The sequence below is a fragment of the Streptomyces xinghaiensis S187 genome (assembly GCF_000220705.2).
In the GTDB taxonomy this organism is placed as follows: domain Bacteria; phylum Actinomycetota; class Actinomycetes; order Streptomycetales; family Streptomycetaceae; genus Streptomyces; species Streptomyces xinghaiensis.
On sequence record NZ_CP023202.1, the window covers coordinates 1,155,987 to 1,170,517 of the forward strand.

The 14,531-nt window shown below is 68.8% G+C and carries 14 protein-coding genes; 4 read left to right on the forward strand and 10 right to left on the reverse strand.

Annotation, left to right across the window (positions count from 1 at the left end; all coding sequences use genetic code 11):
* Positions 1-57: 57 nt before the first annotated feature.
* From SXIN_RS04920 to SXIN_RS04940, 5 genes are all read right to left on the reverse strand, one after another.
* Complete coding sequence (locus SXIN_RS04920; RefSeq protein WP_238153676.1) at positions 58-921, reverse strand: immunity 49 family protein; 864 nt, start codon at positions 919-921, stop codon at positions 58-60.
* 366 nt (positions 922-1,287) lie between these two features.
* Positions 1,288-1,599 (reverse strand): hypothetical protein, encoded by a 312-nt coding sequence (locus SXIN_RS04925; protein WP_157916249.1) that lies wholly within the window; start codon positions 1,597-1,599, stop codon positions 1,288-1,290.
* Between the two features lie 359 nt (positions 1,600-1,958).
* On the reverse strand, positions 1,959-2,822 hold the full coding sequence (locus tag SXIN_RS04930) for an immunity 49 family protein (RefSeq protein ID WP_039823220.1): 864 nt from the start codon (positions 2,820-2,822) through the stop codon (positions 1,959-1,961).
* A 13-nt stretch (positions 2,823-2,835) separates the two neighbouring features.
* A complete protein-coding gene (locus SXIN_RS04935) occupies positions 2,836-5,652 on the reverse strand; it encodes a hypothetical protein (RefSeq protein WP_019710847.1) in 2,817 nt (938 codons plus the stop codon).
* 408 nt (positions 5,653-6,060) lie between these two features.
* Positions 6,061-6,858, reverse strand: coding sequence for a MerR family transcriptional regulator (locus tag SXIN_RS04940; RefSeq protein ID WP_019710848.1), 798 nt, complete (start codon positions 6,856-6,858; stop codon positions 6,061-6,063).
* A 222-nt stretch (positions 6,859-7,080) separates the two neighbouring features.
* Here SXIN_RS04940 and SXIN_RS04945 point away from each other — a divergent pair, with 222 nt between their 5' ends.
* A complete protein-coding gene (locus SXIN_RS04945; protein WP_019710849.1) occupies positions 7,081-7,278 on the forward strand; it encodes a hypothetical protein in 198 nt (65 codons plus the stop codon).
* A gap of 72 nt (positions 7,279-7,350) precedes the next feature.
* On the opposite strand, the gene SXIN_RS04950 is transcribed toward SXIN_RS04945, so the two are convergent.
* Positions 7,351-7,830 (reverse strand): HIT family protein, encoded by a 480-nt coding sequence (locus SXIN_RS04950; RefSeq protein WP_050931039.1) that lies wholly within the window; start codon positions 7,828-7,830, stop codon positions 7,351-7,353.
* A gap of 214 nt (positions 7,831-8,044) precedes the next feature.
* On the opposite strand from SXIN_RS04950, the gene SXIN_RS04955 reads away from it, so the two are divergent.
* Positions 8,045-8,479 carry a DUF6892 domain-containing protein gene (locus SXIN_RS04955; RefSeq protein ID WP_019710851.1) on the forward strand — a complete coding sequence of 145 codons (435 nt, stop codon included), beginning with the start codon at positions 8,045-8,047 and terminating at the stop codon, positions 8,477-8,479.
* Between the two features lie 144 nt (positions 8,480-8,623).
* On the opposite strand, the gene SXIN_RS04960 is transcribed toward SXIN_RS04955, so the two are convergent.
* Positions 8,624-10,681 (reverse strand): DUF1996 domain-containing protein, encoded by a 2,058-nt coding sequence (locus SXIN_RS04960; RefSeq protein WP_039823221.1) that lies wholly within the window; start codon positions 10,679-10,681, stop codon positions 8,624-8,626.
* Between the two features lie 234 nt (positions 10,682-10,915).
* On the reverse strand, positions 10,916-11,515 hold the full coding sequence (locus SXIN_RS04965) for a YdcF family protein (RefSeq protein ID WP_039823223.1): 600 nt from the start codon (positions 11,513-11,515) through the stop codon (positions 10,916-10,918).
* A gap of 377 nt (positions 11,516-11,892) precedes the next feature.
* On the opposite strand from SXIN_RS04965, the gene SXIN_RS04970 reads away from it, so the two are divergent.
* A complete protein-coding gene (locus SXIN_RS04970; RefSeq protein WP_157916250.1) occupies positions 11,893-12,297 on the forward strand; it encodes a hypothetical protein in 405 nt (134 codons plus the stop codon).
* A gap of 176 nt (positions 12,298-12,473) precedes the next feature.
* Here the strand turns inward: SXIN_RS04970 and SXIN_RS04975 are convergent, their stop codons facing one another.
* Positions 12,474-12,899: a hypothetical protein gene (locus tag SXIN_RS04975; protein ID WP_157916251.1), complete on the reverse strand. Its 426-nt coding sequence runs from the start codon at positions 12,897-12,899 to the stop codon at positions 12,474-12,476.
* A 263-nt stretch (positions 12,900-13,162) separates the two neighbouring features.
* Between SXIN_RS04975 and SXIN_RS04980 the strand changes: the two genes are divergently transcribed.
* On the forward strand, positions 13,163-13,594 hold the full coding sequence (locus SXIN_RS04980) for a DUF6069 family protein (RefSeq protein ID WP_039823224.1): 432 nt from the start codon (positions 13,163-13,165) through the stop codon (positions 13,592-13,594).
* Positions 13,595-13,644: 50 nt separating this feature from the next.
* Here the strand turns inward: SXIN_RS04980 and SXIN_RS04985 are convergent, their stop codons facing one another.
* Positions 13,645-14,418 (reverse strand): VOC family protein, encoded by a 774-nt coding sequence (locus SXIN_RS04985; protein ID WP_019710857.1) that lies wholly within the window; start codon positions 14,416-14,418, stop codon positions 13,645-13,647.
* Positions 14,419-14,531: the final 113 nt, after the last annotated feature.

Consider the following 14,531-nt stretch of genomic DNA (forward strand, 5'->3'; position numbering starts at 1 on the left):
ACCGGCCGCACACAGGCCGGGGAACTCGTTGAACGGACACCTGCACGCGCCGGGTGGTCAGGTGTCGAACTCTCCGATCCAGGTGCGTTGCACCAGGTGCTTCGGGAGGTACTCCGACTCCACCTCGATGGGGAAACCGGCGTCATAGGCAAGGCAGGTGATGGCCAGCGGGCCGACCGCCACGAACCCCTCGATGTTCGCCGACCGGTCCTCATCGGCCGTCCAGTACTCCTTGTGCCACTCCAGAGCCTTGGCCAACTCCGCGTTGAACGCGTCGTAGTCCTGCCGCAGATAACGGTAGAAGAGATTGATCGGCGGATACAGAATCTTGAGCGTCAACTCGCGGTCGCCGACAACCAAGTGCTCGGGGTCCGTCCCCTGCATCGCCGCGACAAGCTTCTCCTGCATTCCCGGGCGCTTGAGCCAGCCCGTCTGAAGCGTGTCGACCCAGTGGTAGATGTACTCATCGAACTGGACCTCCGGACGCCGCAGAAGACCGAGCGGAACATTGCAGAGCGCCGTCACCCGCTCCTGGTCCCGGCCGATGACCGCCAGCCAATAAGCGGCGATCCAGTTCCCCGGATGCGTGTAGTACCGCGGACCCGTCGCGGGAATCGAACGCATCTTGTGCGCGATACGGCACTCCACCGAAGAACCCTCGGGAGCGACAGCCGCCGCGAACATCGCCGACCCCACCTGCATCGCCGCAGTCCACGCCTCCCACGTCTCCAACTTCGCGGCACGCGGATCGCCCGCGCAGCGCACCTGCGCGACAACCATCGCCGAACTCAACGCGCTGTTGAACACACTTGGATGCTCCTCAAGTTCCGCCAGCACCTCCTCGGCACCCTCGGTCAGCACTTCCAAGGCACGGGCCATGTGGGTCCTCGGAAAATCATGGCGCGGCACAGTCACAGCCACCGGTCGTGCTCCTCAGGCTCGCAGAAATTGAAGTGCCCCCCGGAGGCCACCGGGGAGCCGGCGCGAATTGGGGAAAGGCGGCCATGGCACCGGGCACCGGGTCCGTCCGCTTGTGGAACTCGGGACGGTTCACACCCGCTTCAGCCTCCGCTGCGACACCCCGCCGGTCCGCCTCGACCACACCACCGGCACCATACCGGCTCCCGACAGCGGCCAGATCCCGCGAAAGGGTCCGAAGTCCGGTCGCTGATCGAGAGCACCCTGCGGATCTCTCACGGGCGGGCGCCGCCCGAACGCTTCTGCCGCCGAACCACCGTCGCAACTGCCGAGAGCCGGTCCACCACCGTCCGCGGTTGGTAACGTGAATCAGGACCTTTCCCGCCGGATCAGCGAATCACATTCACCGAAATCGGAAACATTCTCCCGCTGGTCGGACACGTCCATACCGAACCGACTCTCGCGGTGCTTCTCCCCCACCTCGTCAAGGGCCTGGCACACAAGGCCGTCCTGCTGGAATTTGCAGGTCTCCGCGGCTTCCGCAACCGCATACCCACCACGCTCCTCGGAATCACCGTACGAACAGGAAGTGACAGCTTGAAGGAATAGTCGGTTGCCCACCACCGAAAAGGTGCAGTCGAGTTCGTCCCGCCCCCGCCGGTCCATGAGAATGACCGGCACGTATCCCGTCTCCAGCCGGACCTCCACCCTCAGACAGGTGAGCCGTCCTCACCGGAGCGCTGGACAGCGGTATAGGGCTTGGTACTTCCCCTCACGCGACCGGCTCACCATCGAAGTCTTTCCGATCAGCCCACCGAACCAGGACGTGCGGATCAACGCTCTCAGGACTTCCGCCAGGACTTGAGCCTGGTGCCATCTTCGCTCCACTCATCCTCTTTCAGCAGGTTCTCCGTCATCGTTGAAGAGCCGACGCAATGCAAGCACGCCGCATGGAGTGTCCCCCGGGGCTGCCGTCGGCCCGTCCTGCCATCGCCCCAGCCGTCGGTCATCGCCTTGCCTTCGCTGTCAAGCGTCAAGACTCAGGTATCGAACTCTCCGACCCAGGTGCGCTGCACCAGGTGCTTGGGGAGGTACTCCGACTCCACCTCGATGGGGAAACCGGCGTCATAGGCAAGGCAGGTGATGGCGAGCGGGCCGAGAGCGACCGCGCCGGAGGTGTCCGACAGCCGTTCCTCATCCGCCGTCCAGTACTCCTTGTGCCACTCCAGCGCCTTGGCCAGCTCGGTGTTGAACGCGTCGTGGTCCTGCCGGAGATAGCGGTAGAAGAGGTTCAGCGGCGGATAGAGAATCTTGAGCATCAGCTCACGGTCGGCGACCCGAAGGCGTTCGGGATCCGTCCCGTTGATCGCCGCGACGAGCTTGTCGTCCATGCCGGGCCGCTGAAGCCACCCCGTCTGCAGCGTGTCTACCCAGTCATAGATGTACTCGTCGAACACCGCGCCGGAATCCCGGAGAACGGTGATCGGCACATGGCACAGCGCCGTCATCCGCTCCGTGTCGCGGCCGATGACGGCCATCCAGTAGGCCGTGATCCAGGTACCGGCGTCTGTGAAGTACTGCGCACCCGTCGCCGGAATGGCGCGCACCTTGTGCGCGATACGGCATTCCACCACCGCGTCGGGCTCGGCGGTGGCGGCCGCGAACAACGCGGAACCCACCTGCATGGCAGCGACCCACGCCTCCCAGGTCTCCAACTTCGCCGCGCGCGGATCGAGAAGGCAATGCGCTTCGGCCGAGGTGACGGCAAGGCTCATCGCCCGGTTGAATCCCCTCGGGTCTCCCTCCAGCCCGTCGATGCGCTCCTCGGCCCTCCGGCGGAGCGCATCGACACCCGCTTCTGCATGGGCCGCCGGAATGGTGTGACGGGAAATGGTAAGAGCCACCTGTCTTGCTCCCTCAGCGGATGTCAAATTTCTTCATCGTGTAGCCAGCGTACTGTCCACCGTCAGCCTTGGCTCGGACGACCACATACTCGACCTTGCCCGCCTTGAGCGCCGTGTCCAGCTTCTCCGCGAGGGCGCCTTCCACCTGGTCGTTGACCCCTCGCTTGTCCATCTGGGCGAGGATACTTTCGAAGTATTCGCGCGTGCCCTGCATGACTTGGCGCCCGGAAAGGCCTCGGCGGTCGCCGAGTTGGGCACTCGGCCCCTTGGCTTCGACCACCACGTAACTGCCGTCCGAGCGTTCCCATATCTGATCGAACCGGTTGTTTCCGAGCGCGCGGTTGTCAACACGCTGGGCATCCGAGAAGTTCTCCGGGATCGCGTGGAACTCGGCCGCCTGGTCGCCGAGGGTCTCACCCGCTTTGCCCATGGTGTCGTGCTTGGGCTTGTGCGCGGCGTCGGCGGCGTCGTAGGCGTCTTTCGTGGCCTCCGACGGGTTGCTCTCGTAGGCCTGCCGAGCATCCGCCAGGGTCGTCTCGGCCGCACGGTCGGCGGCGATCGCGTCTTGGCGGTGGAGCGCGGTCTGTTCAAGGGTCTTGATGTTGTCAGGGCTGACCGTGTCCGCCTTTCCGTGGACAGGGCTCTCCAGGTAGTTCGGTGGCACCGGCGGCGGAGCGTTGTCGGCCGCGATCCACTTCGGGTTCATCGGATCGGAAGTGTCCCACCGGAGCTTCGGCACCGGCTGTCCGTCCACCAGGCGCTCGACGTCCTTGCGGTGGCCGTTGGACTTGTAGTGGTCGTCGAAGAACGTGTCGTTCGGGTCGTTGACCCGGTCGACGTGGTTCCGCATGACCTCTTCGGGCGTCCGCGGCGGCGTGCCGTCGCCGGGGGTGCCGCCACCGGGCGGGGGCGCGTTGTCCGGTACGGCGGTGCCGGGCGGTATCGCGTCGGCAGGACCGGAACCGGGGTTGCCGTCGGGCAGGTTCGTGTCACCGAGTTGGGGACCGGCCCCAGGGCCCTCGGGCAGGTCGCGTCCGCCGGGAGGCAGCGTGTCGGTGGCGCCGGCGGCGTTGTCGCCCAGCGACATGGACGGGCCGTCGTACGGGCCGCCGGGCGTTCCGCCGCCCGGGGTGTCGCCGACGCGGCCGGTCGCGCCGGGCAGGTTGTCCCCGAAGCCACCGGGACCGCCTGCGCCGGCGGGCCCGTATCCGCCCGGGTTCGCCGTGCCGCCGGGGAGGTTGTCGCCGGTGCGGGCGGTGCCGCCCAGGGCGGTGTCGCCCGCGTTCGCGCCGACCTGCCCCGGGGTGCCCCCACCGACGGTGTTGTCGGCGACGGCGGACGGATTGCCCACATCGCCGAGCTGGGCAACGGCACCGGACGGGTTGCTCCGGGCGCCGGCACCGACCAGTTCCTGCTCGGGTACCCGCACGGCCGCCCGGTCCGGAGTGGCCAGGTCCGCCTTGTGCGGCTCCACGGGGACATCCGCCGTGCTCGTGGAGCCGTCGGGGAGCTGGAGCTTGCCGTCGGGGTGCAGGACCGAGCCGTCCGGCATCAGGACCGCCCCACTGGGCAGCTCCGACGGCACCCTGGGCGCCGCACCCTCCGGCACGTGGACGGTGCCGTCCGCGAGCTGCAGCGGGGTGTCGGGGACCTTCACCGTGCCGTCGGGCAACTCCAGGCGCCCGTCCGGCAGCAGCGTCGCGCCGTCCGGGATCGCCGGGATGTCGATCTTGCCGAGGTTGAGGTTCTTCAGACCCGCCAGCACATCGCCGATCTTCATCGCCTGCCCGGCCTTGCCCACCACCGAGGAGATGTGCGTCATCGGGTCCAGGAACTTCCCCGCCTTCCCCGCCACGGAAGCCACCTTCGCCACCGTGCCGCCCTTGGCGATGTTCCCCGCACCCGTGATCGACGTCAGCACATTGAACGTGACCGCACCCGCCGCGCGGGCCGGGTTCTCACCCCAGGTGTCCCACGCCAGCAGCGCCTTGCCCGTCTGCTTCGCGACCTCCTTGGAGTCCTTCATCCACTGCGGCAACGCCGAATCCGGGATCGCATAGGCCAGCGGTGAGGTGTACAGGGCGGTGCCGACGACCAGCATGCCCAGGCCCTTCCAGGCATCCTTCATCGCGTCCCAGCCGTCGAAGCCGACGAGGGTGCCCAAGCCCTTGATGGTGCCCCAGACCCCGTCGACGATCAGGCCGTCCCACACGAAGCTCTTGATGTGCTGGTGGACCTCATACCAGTGGTACTTCTCGTTCTCCGCCGTACCCCAGGGGACCTCGGCATCCTTCATGTCATCGGCGGAGAAGCCATACATGTTCTTGCCGTCCGAGCCGTCATTCGCCCGGTACTGCGTCCCCCCGACCAGCGCCGTGATCTTGTTCGCGGCCGTGCGCTCCGCCTCCCAGAACGCCGCCACCGTCGCGGTGACGTCCGACTGGAGCGCGTTGTGCTCATCGATCTTGTCGCCGTCGTACTTCCACTCGTCATCGCCCTCCACACTGGCGACGAACGCGGCAGCATCGGCCTTGAGCTGCTTCAGCTTCGCCACAAGAGGACGCACCTCCGCGGCGTACTCGTCCAACGCCGACTTGACCTTCTCCAAGTCGTCCGCGAACTCATCCGCCCGGTCCTGCACCGGCTTCGTCGACGCGAACAACGCCTCCGCCTCCGGAGCCGTATAGAACGCGGAAAGCCCCTGGAACTGGGTGTGGACGCCCTTGCCCGTCTCCCGGATGTCGTCAGCGTCATTGCCCAGGCCGGTGGCGTCCTTCTCCAACTGCTCCAGATCACCGGTGAACTGGGGTATCGCCTCAGGCTTGATCACGTCTGCTCTCCCCCGTCATGCCCTGGCCGACCCGCGTGCCGTCGTCCGCCTCAACGGCTCTGGCGGAAACCGCGGTTCGTCCCGCGCGGCGGAGCAGCAGCCGGCTTCCCGGCGGTCCTGCGTACGCACCGCCCGCGCTCCCCCGCGCCTGACTTAGGTTCAGGTATACCAACACGCTGATGACATGCCAACGTCTGCTCAGACGCCGCCCGGGCAAGGGCCGGTTCCCGGAGCCGAGAGGAGGAACGGCCCGCCCTCTGCTCTCGCTACTCAATCCTGCCCGCGCTCGTCGGCCATGACCCCGCATCAAGGCCCGGCGGGGCGGTCGGGCCCTTGCGGCCACCGAGCGGACGGGTCACCGGCACCGGCCCGAACGCTCAGTGCGCCTGTACGGAGGCGGGCCGACGGTCAGACCGTGTGCCCCTGGGACCGCAGGTAGCCGTGCAGCGCCGCGGAGGCGGCGAGACGGCGAAGGCTGGTGCGGTGGAGGTCCCGCGTCCGGTGGGTCAGCTCGCGCAGGACGCGGTCGGGGCTGCCGGTCGCGCGCAGTTCGTCCAGCACCGCGCCGATGGCCGGCAGCGGGTGACTCCCCTGCCGCAGAAGCGCGACGACGTGTGCCGCGCGCAGCTCCGAGCTGTCGTAGCGACGGTAGCCGGTGGAGGGTTCGCGCTCGGGCCGCAGCAGACCGTGGGCCTCCCAGAGCCGCAGCACGGGCGGGCTCACGCCCACGGCGCGGGCCACCTCGCCGATGCGCAAACCGTGACGCGCGGCGTCCTGCCGGGCCGCGTGCTCCGTGCCACCCCCCGGGCCCGCATCACCGGAACGCTCCGCACGGCACGGCGGGTTCACACGGCCCGAGCGGGCCGAGCGGCCCGTCAGGAGAGTCTCCAGAGCCTCGCGCACGGCGGCCAGTTCGCCGCGTTCCCGGTCGAGACGGGCATGGCTCGCGTCAACGGCGGCAAGTGCCGTGACCAGGTCACCGTCGTGGACCGCGCGCATGACGACGCGGGTGGTGGCCCAGCCGTGGCCGGCGGCGAGTTCCCGCGCCACGATGAGCGCTTCGGCGTGGGCGCCGGTGAAGACCCGGTGGCCGCCGGCGGTGCGCTCCACCGCCGGGAGGACGCCCGTCTCCACATAGGTGCGGATCTGCTGCACCGAGAGGCCCGCCGACCGTGCGAGGTCGCGGGCACGCAGCCGGTCCCCCATCCGCCCTGCTCCCCTCCGTGGACCGCCGACCGCGCCCCGCGCAGCCGCTTCCGCTCACCTCACGGCCTCGGCCCCGGTTGAGATATTTCCGGCGAATGAACGAGCTCACCACCGGAGTTGAGGCCGGAAACCCTCATCCGGCTTCAATGAAACACTTGATACCAGGTCCGGCTCAAGCAGGGCACCGAAGCCAGGACAACCCCATGCCGGGAGGCGGTCATCATGAAGTTCATGCTCGAAGTCGACGTCAGCAGCGACCGGCTGTCCGAGAACACCGCGCGGGAGCTGAGCCGCATCCTGCGGTACTGGGCCGGGAACCTCCACCACTACGCCCTGAGGCCGGGCGACGGCTCGGCCGTCTACGACTCGGGGTTCGAAGAGGTGGGCCGGTGGCGCATGGTCGCGCCGGCCGAGGAGTGAACCAGCCGGCCCGGTTCCGGCGCGGCTCCCGGCGCGGGCGCCCGAACCCGCCGGGCGCCGGGCTCGCACCACTCAGCCGAGGCCGGCGAGCCCCGAGCGGACCGCCGCCGCCGTCTCGTCGAGCAGCCGGCGTTCGCGCACCTGCCAGTCCGCCTCGATGCGGAACGGATCTCCCGGGAAGCGGGGGAAGACGTGCAGGTGGACGTGGAAGACCTCCTGGAAGGCCGCTTCTCCGTCGGCGAGAAAGATGTTGACCCCCTCGCAGCGCAGTCCGGAGAGCCGCAGCCCCCGGCCGAGGCGATGGGCCGCCCGCCACACCCGCACACCGGTCTCCTCCGGCAGATCCTCCAGCCCTTCGGCATGGGCCTTCGGGACGATCAGCAGATGCCCGGGGGTGACAGGCTGAAGATCCATGAACGCGAGGACGCAGTCGTCCTCGTACACGACGCTCGCGTCGGCCCGGCCCGCCACGATCGCGCAGAAGACACACCCGTCACCCGGCACCCCGACCACCCCGTCCCGCCCCTGGCGTACTCGTCCGGCCCACGACATCAGACGCTCCGCTCGCAGGCCAGCGGTTTCCGCCGTGCCCCCGTGACCGGCTCCGTCTCCGGCCGGTGGGCCGGACACCGGCGCTGAGCCCTGTCAGCCTCACGCCTGAATCGCTGACCAGGGGATTGCTTCACCACGTCGTCACCCGACCAGTGGGGCCGAGGCAACGGCCGGGAGGAGGCTCGCTGTCGGTGCCTGCTGCTATTGATGAGCCGTGACCGCGTTCCGTGACTTCAACTTCAAGCTCCTCGTCGTCGAGCAGCTCATGTACTGCGACAAGACGCTCACCCCGGCCTTCAGCATGAGGGAGCACATGCGGGCGCGCGGTGTCGAGGACCTCCACACCTACATCGAGCAGAACACGTTGGAGCACACAGTCCTCGACCAGGCACGCGCCTACTTCGAGGCGCTGCAGATCCCGGCCGGACTGCTCGCCACCGTGGAGGAGTTGACTTTCGACGGCGGCCTCCAGGTGTTCATGGAGTGCGCTCCGGTCTGGGACGGCGAGGACGACCTCTTCGACGTGCACAGCCTCGACGATCTCGATCTGCTGCCCCGCCTCAAGCTCTTCAACGGGGCAGAGATGCTGGAGCTCATGCTCCCCGACGGACTGGAGATCCTGAGGGCGCGGGGCATCGCCGTGCGCTGAACGAGGTCTCTGACGAGTGTGCTCGACGGACATCGCCGGAGCGGCAGAGGCGTGAGCGGACTGCGACCGCGGTATCGGTACCGCGGTCGCAGTTCGCCCTCACCGTTGATCCGTCCCGCCCGGTGTACTGCGGACGGAAACCTCTCAGTTCGTGGTCGTGTTGCGGCGCCTGGTGTGGATCAGAAGAACCAGTCCTCCGAGCACGAGGACCCCTCCGGCCGCGGCCGGCCACAGGTCCGCGCCGGTGCTGGCCAGGCTGCCCGAGCCCGCTTGCGATTGGGGCTGCGCTTCCTCGGACTGAGCTTCCACGGCGGTGTCCGATGTCTCGGCGGGGCTGGTCGCCCGTGCCTTCGTCTCGCCGTCGCGGGCGTCGTCCGGGGCCTCGGCCTCCCGGGTGCTGGTGGCCACGTCACTGGGTGCGGCCGTGGGTTCCGAGGGGGTGTCGGGTGCCGCGCCGGGCTTCTTCGCCCCGTCCTTGTCGTCCGCGGACGAAGCCTCGGGCCCCGGCTCCGGCTCGTCCTGCGGCTCCTGCGGCGCCGGCTTGTCCTTGGGCTCCTTGGGCTCCTTCGGCTGCTCCGGCTTCTGGGGCTCCTCCGGCTGCTGGGGCTCCTGCGGCTGCTCCGGCTGCTTCGGCTCCTCCGGCTTCTGGGGCTCCTGCGGCTCCTGCGGCTGCTCACCCGCGCCGGCTCCGCACTGCCGCCCGGCGTTGACGCAGTCGACGACCTCGTCCATCAGGTCCTCGTCCATGACGTTGATGAAGTCGTCGTGATCGGTGATCGGCTTGTGCAGCTGCTCCGGGAAGCCGTCCACCGCGTACGGGTTCCGCACCTGGCCGTTCTCGATGACCGGCGCCGGGACGTCGTACACCAGGCGCATCGTCAGCTGCGGGATCGCCTTGAAGCCGTTCCCGCAGTTGCCGTCGGCGTCGGCGAAGGCCACGTGCGCTCGGTGGTTGGCGCTGTCGATGTTCTGACCGTCCCAGCAGCTCTGGAAGGCGAACGACCGCACCACGCTGCTCCCCTGCGGGCAGATCGGATACTTGTCCGCCAGTTGCACCTTGTCCTCGAAGCCGGTGCAGCTCCAGTTGGCGTTGGCGTTCGCCGTGCCGTTGGTGAAGGCCTTGGCGTCACCGGTGATGATGCGCAGGAACTTCGGCATCGCCACGACCTTGCCGGCCGGGCTGCCGACGTACGTGATCTCGGCCTCCTTGGCGCTCAGGATCTTGCCGACGTTGCCCTCCAGGCCGCCGCCCTGCTGTTCGGCGTCGAACTCCTGCGTGCCGTCCTGCACGCGCAGGACCGGCCAGTAGTACGAGGACTTGTCGCCCTGCTCCGAGCAACTGGTCTCGGCGTTCGCCAGATCGTCGTTGGAGGCGAAGGCGTCGACACCCTGGTTGCCCACGTAGTCGTGAGTGTGGTGAGCGCCGTTGTCCACGCCGGGCGCGACGATCAGGTTGTCGGTGTTGAACACCTTGTTCTCGTTGACGCCGCACTGGACGCTGAACGTACCGGTCGAGGCGTCGCCGGTCTTGCGGGGCTTCGCCTGGACGTTCGGCTGCACCTTCGTGATGTCGACGAAGTCCGCGGCGAACGGCCCGGCCGCACCGTTGCCGTTGCCGTCCTGCTGCTCGCCGCCCTCGCCGCCGTCGTCCTGACCGGTGCCGGGGGAGGCGCTGTCCGCCTCGCCGTCCTGCTCGCCGCCGTCCCCGCCGCCGTCGTTCTTCCGGGCCTGGGCGGGACTGATCTCGGTGCAGGCGGCGAGACCGTCCAGTGACTCCGGGGCCGTGCCGCCCGCCCGCTTCACGTCGATCTTGATCTGACCGATGACCTCGGTGCGCTTCTCGCTCAGTGGTCCGAGAATCGCGTCCCGGACGAAGCTCCCGTCCTGCGCCTGCTCCTGGCGTGTCGAGGTCAGCCGGTCGTACGCCTCGGTGATCTGCTGGTCGAGGTCGGCCAGCGCCTTGTCGACGTCGGCGCGCGCCTCCCCCGGCACGTCGGTGAGTTGCTGCCCGACGTCCGGACAGGAGATCGTGGCCGCCTGGTCGCCACCGCTCCGATCCTGGGCCCGGCCGCCCGAGTCGCCTTCTCCCGCGGAGGCGTAGGTGTTCGCCGCTACCAGCCCCCCTCCGCCCAATATCAGCGCGACCGCTGCAAAGGTCCGGCGCCGTGCGCCGGTGGGGCGTCTGCGCGTGTTGCGTCTCACGGAAGTACTCCTAGGCGTCGTGACAGGCCCGGCATGGTGCTGTTCCCCCTGTACGCGGCGGAGCCCGGTTGTGTTCAAACACCGCGCGGATTCGCAGCGGGGCGTGTGCGTGCCGGCCCGTCGGACGCACCCACTGGGTACGGCTCGTAACAGCCCGGGACAGAAACGCGAGGAGCGCGTCGGTGGGGTCGGGGATGTCGCGCACGGCCGCGCCGACGCGACGGCGGCTGCCGCCTACAGCGCCGGCTTCCGTTCGCCGGCCGTGAGACCGCGGAGTGCCCACAGTCCGTACAGAGCCAGCAGCGGTTTGACGACGATCCACTCGCCGGGGCGGTAGTCGTCCGCGCGGACGAGCCGCTCCGCAAGATCCGGGCGCTGCCGCCGCAGGTACGCGCGGGCCTTGAGCGCGTGAGCCGGCTGGGAGGCGATCTTGATCCGGTCGGCGTCCTCCAGCAGGGGGATCACGTTCGTGATGTTCTCCCACGTCGTCCCGCTCCGGTCTTCGAGGAGCACGGTGCCGTCGAGTCCGAGCACCGACTGCGCGTAGTCGGCCATCACCTGCGCCTCCGCGGCGCCGCCGCTGGTCGCACCGCCGCTGAAGATGACGCGAGTGCCCCGCGCACCGCCGGCGGTGAGGGAGCGGATGCCGGCCCGTACGCGCCAGCGGTTGATCACGTTCGCCCCCGCTTGGGGGTTCCGGTAACCCAGGACGACCACCGCTTCGGCACCGCCCCCTCCGTTGCCCACGAGAGCCCGGGACCAGCGCCAGTTCAACCACTCGCCCCAGGCCAGGGTCGCAGCCCCGGCTATCGCCAGTCCCGTCCTCCGTCGCATGCGGCGACTCTAGGCCACCTCGGGACGGGACGGGACGGGACAGGACGGGCACCAACCGCCCGGCAGACGACGCATGGTGTGAGCGCCTCTGAGCCGGGCGGTTCCGTCGCGGAGCCGGAAGCGTCCGGCCGTCCGCCCGGGTGCCGAACGACGGCGGTGCGCCGCTGTCGTTTCATAAGCTCTTTCCGGATCCCCGGTTTTGAGTTGCTTTGAGACCTATTCTGATGCCGTGTCCGAGGGCGCCGGACGGGCCGGGGAGAGGCATTACCGGACTTGCGGGGCCGTTGAGGCCGGAGGCTTGCCGGAGTGCGGTGTTCTGCTCGTCGGCAAGTCGTGCCCGGCAGCGGCGGAATGCCGTCCAAGGGAAGGGAGACGTGATGAGAAAGACCCCGCGCACGCTGGTGGGGATGTGCATGGCGGTTGCGGCGGTCGTCATGACCGCGTCCCCGTCACACGCCAGCTACAGCAACGTGGTGTACGTGGCGACCGGTCTCGAACCTGCCCCCGGAAAGGGCACATTCAGCGCCGATCCTCATGGGAGGATTCCGGGCGACGCCATCCGGGCCTGTGACGTCACCCGGGATGGCTGGGGCGTCAAGGCGTGGCTGTATATGAACCACAGAGTCATTCGCACGGCCAGCACCCTGGGGCACCGTGCCATGTACTGCACGCGCTGGAAGACGGGGAACCTGAAGGAAGAGCAGCTGGTGACCCTCAGGGTGTGCCTGGTCAAGAAGGGGCGCGAACCCTACAGGTGTGCCCACGGCCGGGCCAGAACCTGAGGTCGCGCCTCGCCCGTCCGCGCTGCTCGACGCATGCCGCTGACTGGCGGGCATGCAGGGACGCAGTCTCTCACCGGCGGTGTCGCCCCGGAGCGGCGCGGACGCTCCTCCACCCGGCCACCGGGACGAAACGCGTCCGCGAGCTCCGAGCGGGCTGATGCGCATGTGGTCCCGGCTCATTTCTTTCGCGCCGGATTTTCCAGGTACTCCCAGTGCATTCTGAGATGCGCGACAAGGACTGCGGCATATTCATCGGGAAGATACCGGGAACCCTTTTTGTAGGGAATATACCGATCGGGCGGAACCCTGGGGAGGTTCAGGAGGATGGCCTCCTGCGCGGCCTTGAGATCGGCAACGATCTGGTCATTGGCGTACGGTTCATAATCAATCTGGGATTGCGAATTGATCACTTTCAGCGTCCGCTTCTCGACCCGAGGCTTGCGCAGTTCGGCCACATCGGTCACGACATCCGCGTAGTAGGGGTACCAGAAGCGCATGTGCTTCAAGTCGGTCCGCCGCTCCTCCCCGGAAAGCCCGGGATCGAGCACCGCGCGCACATATCCGTCGAAACCACTTCTCAATGCGGACAGATCGAGAGCCACACACAAACCGTACACCCGGTGATCAAAAGGCTGGGCGCTCACCGTCGGTGCCTGCTGCCGACGAGGAGCCGTGACCGTGTTCCGTGACTTCGGCTTCACCTGCCCCTGCCAGGCGGTCCCGGCGATCAGGCCCCTGCGGGCAGGCTTCTGGCGCGTTCGAACCTGCTGCATTGAACTTTCAAGTGACCTGCTGCAAGGCTGTGCTCGCCGATTGTCATACCGCCTCCGCGTCCGTCAGCGGTCTTGTCCTCCTTGGAGTCACCATGCCCGCAGCAGATCCCCGGACAGCCGCCACCCGACGGGGCCCGCTCCTGGTGGTGGGCGGTGTTCTGGTCGCCGCCGTGCTGTCCTCCCTGGTCAACGCCGTGATCGCCTTACTGGCGCGTGCGGTGGGCGCACCGGACGACTTCGAACCACTCGACCCGGGCTCGTACATCTTCCTGACCACGGTCGGCGTGACAGCGGGCGCGATCGGCTGGGGGATCGTCCGCAAGGTGTCCCAGAACGCCGAGAGCGTGCTGCGGTGGCTCGTTCCGGTCGTCGTCGTGGTGTCGTTCGTGCCCGACTTCTTCCTCTTCGGCGCCGGTGGCGTGACCGGCGTCGCCGCCCTGCTCCTGATGCACGTCGCGGTCGCGGTGATCGCGGTGGCCACGTTCCGCAAGGTCCTGCCTGTGAGCCGGTACGGCAACGGATGACGGCACCGCACGGCCGGGCGCGCGAGTCGGAGTGCCGCCAGGGCGCCGTGTCAGGACGGGGCGTCAGGAGGGGCGAGGACGCAGAACTCGTGGCCCTCCGGGTCGGCCAGGCACGTCCACGGGACGTCGCCCTGGCCGAGGTCGAGGTCGGTGGCGCCGAGGGCCCGCAGCCGGGCAGCCTCCGCGGCTTTGCCGTCACCGGGGTACGGCAGCAGGTCGAGATGGACGCGGTCCGGCACGGTCTTCACGCCGGGCGTGCGGAGGAATTCGAGATACGGGCCGGTCCCCTTGGCGGAGCGGAACACCGCTTGACCGTCGGTCACCTCGTGCAGGGTCCAGTCCACCGCCGCACCCCAGAACCGGGCCATGGCCCGGGGATCCGCGCAGTCGACCACCACCGCGGCGATCGGCCCGGTGTCCCGGTAGATCTCCCGGGGCTCCAGCACGCAGAACTCGTTACCCTCCGGGTCGGCGAGGACCGTCCACGGCACGTCGCCCTGGCCCACGTCGACGGGCGTCGCACCGAGCCCCTGGAGGCGCGTGACCAGCTCGGCCTGGTGTGCCGTGGAGGTGGTGGCGAGATCGAGGTGCGCCCGGTTCTTCGCCGTCGTCTTGGGGTCCGGGACGGGAACGATGTCGACGCCGAGGACGGCCGGGTCCGGCCAGACGAGGCCGTCGTCTGATCCGCCGTCTGGTCCGCCGGGTCCGACGTAGGTGGTCACGCCGGGGCTGTGAGCACTCCAGCCGAGCGCCTCGGCCCAGAACCGGCCGGCCGCCGAGGCGTCGAGGGCCTTGATGTTCACCTGCACGGGTCGCAGTGCCATGCCGGTGATCCTATGCGCCCGCTCCGCGACGATGTCCGCAGCCGCCGGCGCGGGGCGCCGAGGCGGTCACGCCCGGCCCGTCGCGCTGCGGCGGCTCTGTATCGGCACTCGGT